General features: G+C 77.1%; 6 protein-coding genes. 2 read left to right on the forward strand and 4 right to left on the reverse strand.

Features of this window, described 5'->3' with window-relative positions; genetic code table 11:
* Window positions 1–786 (reverse strand): hydrogenase expression/formation protein HypE (hypE, locus tag VER05_RS00590; RefSeq protein WP_324843469.1); only part of this gene is annotated, 786 nt, incomplete at its 3' end.
* Window positions 787–865: 79 nt separating this feature from the next.
* Between hypE and VER05_RS00595 the strand changes: the two genes are divergently transcribed.
* The gene (locus VER05_RS00595) at window positions 866–1,129 is read left to right on the forward strand and encodes a GTP-binding protein (protein WP_324843470.1); all 264 of its coding nucleotides are present in this window, start codon (window positions 866–868) and stop codon (window positions 1,127–1,129) included.
* A gap of 125 nt (window positions 1,130–1,254) precedes the next feature.
* Here VER05_RS00595 and purE read toward each other — a convergent pair whose 3' ends face one another.
* On the reverse strand, window positions 1,255–1,797 hold the full coding sequence (gene purE / locus VER05_RS00600) for a 5-(carboxyamino)imidazole ribonucleotide mutase (protein WP_324843471.1): 543 nt from the start codon (window positions 1,795–1,797) through the stop codon (window positions 1,255–1,257).
* A gap of 38 nt (window positions 1,798–1,835) precedes the next feature.
* Window positions 1,836–3,002: a 5-(carboxyamino)imidazole ribonucleotide synthase gene (locus VER05_RS00605; protein WP_324843472.1), complete on the reverse strand. Its 1,167-nt coding sequence runs from the start codon at window positions 3,000–3,002 to the stop codon at window positions 1,836–1,838.
* Window positions 3,003–3,064: 62 nt separating this feature from the next.
* On the opposite strand from VER05_RS00605, the gene VER05_RS00610 reads away from it, so the two are divergent.
* Window positions 3,065–3,685 carry a GtrA family protein gene (locus VER05_RS00610; RefSeq protein ID WP_324843473.1) on the forward strand — a complete coding sequence of 207 codons (621 nt, stop codon included), beginning with the start codon at window positions 3,065–3,067 and terminating at the stop codon, window positions 3,683–3,685.
* Between the two features lie 55 nt (window positions 3,686–3,740).
* Here the strand turns inward: VER05_RS00610 and VER05_RS00615 are convergent.
* Window positions 3,741–4,968, reverse strand: a 1,228-nt coding sequence (locus VER05_RS00615; RefSeq protein ID WP_324843474.1) for a hypothetical protein, incomplete at its 5' end; no start/stop codon positions are given.

Here is a 4,968-nt window from a genome sequence, read left to right on the forward strand (position 1 = left end):
CTCGCACAGCGTGCCGGCGACCCCGCCGCGGGTGGGGTCGCGGAGCACGTGCACGTCCGGGACCGCGGCGAGCAGCGCCGCCACCAGGCCGTGCAGCGGCGCGGTGTCCGAGCGCACCTCGGTGCCGAACTCCAGCCCCTCGCGCCGGGACAGCACGGCGACGCCGTGCGCGCCGACCGCCCCCGACACCAGCACGACGTCGCCCGGCGCGGCGCGACCGGGGCGGATGTCCACCCCCGCGGGCACGGCGCCGACGCCCGCGGTGCACACGTACATCCCGTCGGCCTGGCCGCGCTCGACCACCTTGGTGTCGCCGGTGAACACGGGCACCCCCGCGGCCCGGGCCGCCGCGCCCATCGCGGCCACCACCCGGCCGAGCACCGCCGTCTCCAGGCCCTCCTCCAGCACGAAGCCTGCCGACAGGGCCAGCGGCCGGGCGCCGGCCATCGCCAGGTCGTTGACGGTGCCGTTCACCGCGAGGTCGCCGAGGCAGCCGCCGGGGAAGAACAGCGGCTGCACGACGTAGGAGTCCGTGGTGAACGCCAGCCGCTCGCCGGGACGGGGCGCCGAGAGCACCGCGGCGTCGTGCAGGGCGTCCGGGTCGCCGCCGAGCTCCGGGAGGAACAGGTGCTCGACGAGCTCGGCAGACAGCACGCCGCCCCCGCCGTGGCCGAGCACGACGCGCTCGGTGTGCCGCAGGGGGACGGGGCAGGTCCAGGCGTCGGGACCGGCGGCGCCGACGGGTCCGACGGGCAGGTCGGCGGGGGGCTGGGCGGGGTCGGGCACGGTCACGCTCCTCGGGGGTCCAGGCGGCGGAAGGCGTAGTACGCGGCGCAGGCCCCCTCGGCGCGAGCACCGCCGCGCGATGATCTGGTCCCTCACCGAGGGCGAGGACAAGCCGCTCAAGTACCCGGTGATGTTCCGCGCCGCGGACGCCGTGGTCGTGAACAAGACCGACCTCGCGCCGCACCTCGACGTCGACCTGGCGCGGTTCCGCCGGCACCTCGCGGACGTGAACCCGGACGCGACCGTGCTCGAGCTGTCCGCGCGCACCGGCGAGGGGGTCGGCGCGTGGCTGGCGTGGCTGCGCGCGCCGCTGGGACCGCCGCTCGGGACCGCACGCCCCTGACCGGCACCGCTTGCCGAGTCTCCGACCCGCGTCTGTCCGGGACCGCGGTCCCGCAGGCGAGACGTGGAGACTCGGCGGGGGCGGCGGGGCGCGCGGGCGGGCGGCGGGGGCGGGCGGCGGGGCCGTCAGCCGCCGAAGCCCACGGCGGGCCGGCGCCCGTCGCCGTGCAGCGACCGCAGCCGCTCGCCCTTGGCGTCCGCCTGCGCGCGCAGGTCGTCCTGGAACGCGAGCATCGCCGCCGCGAGCCGGCGGGCGGTCTCGTCCGTCCCCGCGCCGAGGATCCGCGCCGCCAGCAGTCCCGCGTTCCGGGCGCCGCCGATCGACACCGTCGCGACGGGGACGCCCGCGGGCATCTGCACGATCGACAGCAGCGAGTCCATCCCGTCGAGCCGGGCCAGCGGCACGGGCACGCCGATCACCGGCAGCGGCGTGACGGCCGCGAGCATGCCCGGCAGGTGCGCCGCGCCGCCGGCGCCCGCGATGATCGCCCGCAGCCCGCGCCCGGCGGCCTCCCGGCCGTAGGCGACCATCTTGTCGGGCTGGCGGTGCGCCGAGACGACGTCGACCTCCACGGGGACGTCGAACTCGGCGAGCGCCTCGGCCGCCGCCTCCATGACGGGCCAGTCCGAGTCCGAGCCCATGACGATGCCGACGAGCGGGGTGGTCATGCGGTGCCTCCGGTGGGGGTGGGGTCGGGCGGTGCGGGTCAGGCGGGTGCGTCGCCGCGCAGCACGGCCGCCGCGGCGACCGCCCGGCGGCGCACGTCGGCCAGGTCGTCCCCGGACACGGTGACGTGCCCGAGCTTGCGGCCGGGGCGGACGCCCTTGCCGTACAGGTGCACCTTCGCGCCCGGGTCGAGCGCGGCGACCTCGGCCAGCCCGTCGGTGAGCGCGGCGCGGGTCGAGCCCAGCACGTTCGCCATGACCGTCCACGGCGCGCGGGCCTCGGTCCCGCCGAGCGGCAGGTCGAGGACAGCGCGCAGGTGCTGCTCGAACTGGCTGGTCACCGAGCCGTCGATCGTCCAGTGCCCGGAGTTGTGCGGGCGCATCGCCAGCTCGTTGACCAGCACGCGGGGGGCGCCGCCGTCGGGGTCCGCGACCTCGAACAGCTCGACCGCCAGCACGCCGATGACGCCCAGGCCCTCCGCGACCTCGCGGGCGATCCGCTCGGCCGTCGCGGCGGTGCGCGGGTCCAGGTCGGGCGCCGGGGCGACGACCTCCGCGCACACCCCGTCGCGCTGCACCGACTCGACGACCGGCCAGGTGCGGACCTCGCCGGACGGGGTGCGCGCGACCAGGGCGGCGAGCTCGCGGGTGAACGGCACCCGCTCCTCGGCCAGCAGCGGCGCGCCCGTGCCGTCCGCCGCGGCGGCCAGCCAGTCGGCCGCCTCGTCCGCGGACCGCACGACCCGCACGCCCTTGCCGTCGTAGCCGCCGCGCGCGGTCTTCACCACGGCGGTGCCGTCGCCGGCCGCGAGGAACGCGGCGAGGTCGTCGGCCGAGTCCAGCGGCGCCCACCGCGGGCACGGCACGCCGAGCGCCGTCAGCCGGGTCCGCATCACGATCTTGTCCTGCGCGTGCACCAGCGCGTCCGGGCCCGGGCGCACCGCGACGCCGCGGTCCACCAGCTCGGTGAGCAGGCCGTTCGGCACGTGCTCGTGCTCGAACGTCAGGGCGTCGGCGCCGACCACCAGGGCCTCGACGGCCACCGGGTCCGCCGCCGCGCCCACCGGCGCGTCGACCACCACCTGCGCCGCCGACGACACCGCGTCCTCGACCAGCACCCGCAGGTGCACGCCGAGCGCCGTCGCCGCGGGCGCCATCATGCGGGCGAGCTGCCCACCACCGACCACTGCCACCACGGGTGCTGCCACGAGCGGTGAGCCTAACCGACCTCGCACAGCGGTCCCCCAGCGTCTCGCCGTACCCTGTCGGCGTGACTTCCTCCGGTGCGCCCCGCCTCGCGGCCGCACCGGGACCCGCCCCCGAGGCCCGTCCCGGACTGCTGCACGGCCTGCTCTACCGCATGCCGCGCCGCTCCCTGCGCGAGCGGGCCCTCGAGCTGGCCCGGTTCGGCTCCGTCGGCACGGTCGCGTTCGTCGTCGACCTCGGCACCTACAACCTGCTGCGGTTCGGCCCCGTCGACGCGCTGCACGGCAAGCCGCTGACCGCCCGGATCATCGCCGTCGTGCTCGCGACGCTGGTGTCGTGGCTCGGCAGCCGGCACTGGACGTTCGCCGGCCAGAGCAAGCACCGCGGCGGGCGCGAGCTGCTGCTGTTCTCCGCGATCAACGTCGTCGGCATCGGGTTCACCGTCGGCACGCTGTGGTTCTCGCACTACGTGCTGGGCCACTCGGGGCCGTTCTCCGACAACGTCGCCAACGTCATCGGCATCGTGCTCGGCACCGTCGTCCGGTACGTCGGCTACAAGATGTTCGTGTTCACCGGCTCCGCGGGGCTGCCGGTCGCGCTGGCCGAGGTGGGCCACGAGGCCCGCGCGGTCGAGGACCCGGCGCCGTCGACGTCGGTCCCGCACCCCCGCGCCACCCGCGACTGAGGAGCCCCGGCAGGCGCCGGCCGTCCGGGCCCGCGACCGCGCGCCGGCGCCCGGGTCAGCCGGCAGCGGGCGCCCCGTCGGCCGGCGGCGGCGGACCGGGCGACGACGACGGCGGCGTCGGCGGCCGCGCGACCAGCGTCGTCACGGCCAGCAGCACGACGGCCACGACCGCGACGCCTCCCACGTACGCCGGCGTCAGGTGCCCCGCGAGCACCAGCGCCAGCGCCGCCCCGGCCCCGATGACGACGCGCACCAGCACCCGCTGCTCGCCGAACCACACGCCGACCGGCCCGGTGCTGATCCCGCGCCGCTCCCCGCTCGTGCGCAGCCACGCCGCGCCCCGGTTCCAGGACGCCCGCAGCGACCGCGCCGCCGACGTCCCGCCGGCCAGGAACGCCACCAGCGCGACGACGACCCCGAGCACGAACGCCGACCGCAGCGCCACCCGCAGGAACGCCACCACCTGGTCGTAGACCACCACCGCCGCGTCGGGCCGCTGCACCCCGGGCGGGAGCGCGTCGACGTACACGGACCGGCCGATCGTCAGCGCCGCGCCCAGCAGCAGCATCGCCCCGGCCAGCGACAGCCCCGCGATCACGAGCGCCCGCGCCCGGTGCACCGCCGCCAGCACCCCGGCGGCCAGCAGGCCGAGCGACAGCCAGATCAGCCAGGTGCCCAGCACGTCCAGCACGCGGTAGGCGTTCTGCGCCCGGACCAGGTCGGCGCTCTGCATGAGCGGGAAGCTCGCGCTGATCGCCGGCAGCCGGTCCACCACCGTGAACCCGGCGTCCGACAGCGAGCTGCGCACCGTGTTCACCACGCCGGTGAGGTCGACCACGAGGGTCCCCTGGGCGTCGATGCTCGCGATCGCGTCCGGGTCGCCGCGGAGTACCGCGTTCAGCTGGGCGTGCACGGTGCGGTTGGCCTCGTCCCACACCGCCTCGAACACGTCCGACGTGACGACCGCGTCCACCGCCCGGCGGATCACGTTCGTCGCCCCGTCGACCAGCGGCCCCTGCAGCGACTCCGCCAGCGCCGACACCCGCGGCGGCAGCCCGAGCCCCTCGACCGCCGTCACCGCGTCGGACGCCAGCCCGTCCAGGTCCGCGGCGTCCACGATCGCGCCGGTGACCCGGCTGGTGACGGCGCCCTGGATCTGCGGGTCGTCGACCAGCGGGCCGACCGTGGCGAGGTAACGGTCGGTGTCGGTGACCAGGTCCTTCGCCCACACGGCGACCACGGCCACCGGGGCGAGCAGGGCGCCGAGCACGATGAGCACGACC

Source organism: Cellulomonas sp. (assembly GCF_035634735.1).
Classification (GTDB): Bacteria; Actinomycetota; Actinomycetes; order Actinomycetales; family Cellulomonadaceae; genus Cellulomonas.

Excerpts from the sequence above, each read along its gene's own strand:
- purE (WP_324843471.1), bottom strand. The coding sequence starts at position 1,797 with ATGACCACCCCGCTCGTCGGCATCGTCATGGGCTCGGACTCGGACTGG.
- VER05_RS00595 (WP_324843470.1), top strand. The coding sequence starts at position 866 with ATGATCTGGTCCCTCACCGAGGGCGAGGACAAGCCGCTCAAGTACCCG.